Here is a 1,431-nt window from a genome sequence, read left to right as displayed (position 1 = left end):
GGTGGGGGTTGTGGATGTTGCTGCCGCCGTAGCGGGCGGCGTCGGTGTTGAGGACTTCGTGCCAGGCGGGGATGGATTCGGGGATGCCGAGGCGGTAGTCGTGGCGGACGGCGGGGGAGAAGTGGGAGACGGCGAGGAGGGGGGTGCCGTCGGTGTCGTGGCGGAGGAAGGCGAGGACGTTGTCGTCGGCGGCGTCGCCGGCGATCCAGGTGAAGCCGGCGGGGTCGGTGTCGCGTTGCCAGAGGGCGGGTTCGTGGCGGTAGAGGGTGTTGAGGTCGCGGACGAGGTCGCGGATGCCGCGGTGGTCGGGTTCGGCGGGGTAGGCGGGGTCCAGGAGCCACCAGTCGGGGCCGTGGGTTTCGGACCATTCGGCGCCCTGGGCGAATTCCTGGCCCATGAAGAGGAGTTGTTTGCCGGGGTGGGCCCACATGAAGCCGAGGTAGGCGCGGGTGGTGGCGCGTTGCTGCCACCAGTCGCCGGGCATTTTCGACACGAGTGAGCGTTTGCCGTGGACGACCTCGTCGTGGGAGATGGGCAGGACGTAGTTCTCGCTGTAGGCGTACACCATCGAGAACGTCATCTCGTTGTGGTGGTACTTGCGATGGACCGGCTCGTGCTGCACATAGCTCAACGAGTCGTGCATCCACCCCATGTTCCACTTCAGCCCGAACCCCAGCCCCCCGAACCCGCCGGGCCCGGTGTGATGGGTGGCCCGCGTGACTCCGTCCCAGGCCGTGGATTCCTCGGCGATCGTCATGACGCCGGGTGCGCGGCGGTAGACGGTGGCGTTCATCTCCTGGAGGAAGGCGACGGCGTCGAGGTTCTCCCGGCCGCCGTGTTCGTTGGGGGTCCACTGTCCTGGTTCGCGTGAGTAGTCGAGGTAGAGCATCGAGGCGACGGCGTCGACGCGCAGGCCGTCGATGTGGAACTCCTCGCACCAGTACACGGCGTTGGCGACGAGGAAGTTGCGTACCTCGCGGCGTCCGAAGTCGAATTCGAGGGTGCCCCAGTCGGGGTGGGCGGCGCGCTGGGGGTCGGCGTGTTCGTAGAGGGGGCGTCCGTCGAATTCGGCGAGGGCCCAGGCGTCGCGTGGGAAGTGGGCCGGTACCCAGTCCATGAGGACGCCGATCCCGGCCTGGTGCAGGGCGTCGACGAGGTGTTTGAAGTCGTCGGGGGTGCCCAGGCGTGCGGTGGGGGCGTAGAAGCCGGTGACCTGGTAGCCCCAGGAGCCGCCGAAGGGGTGCTCGGCGACCGGCATCAGCTCGACATGGGTGAAGCCGAGGTCGCGGACGTAGGCGGGCAGTTGCTCGGCCAGTTGGCGGTAGGTCAGGCCGGGGCGCCACGAGGGGAGGTGGACCTCGTAGACGGACAGCGGTGCCTCGTGCACCGGACGGGCACCCCGCCCCGCCATCCACTCCTCGTCCGTCCACA

Annotated in this window: 1 protein-coding gene; it reads right to left on the bottom strand. The window is 68.8% G+C overall.

From position 1 onward, the window contains the following. A partial coding sequence (gene glgB / locus ACZ7M2_RS52435; protein WP_471601366.1) for a 1,4-alpha-glucan branching protein GlgB occupies nt 1–1,431 on the bottom strand: 1,431 nt, incomplete at both ends.

Source organism: Streptomyces sp. NPDC111507, assembly GCF_055638955.1.
The sequence above is the reverse complement of the archived record's forward strand: the minus strand, read 5'-3'. Positions and strand labels throughout refer to the sequence as shown.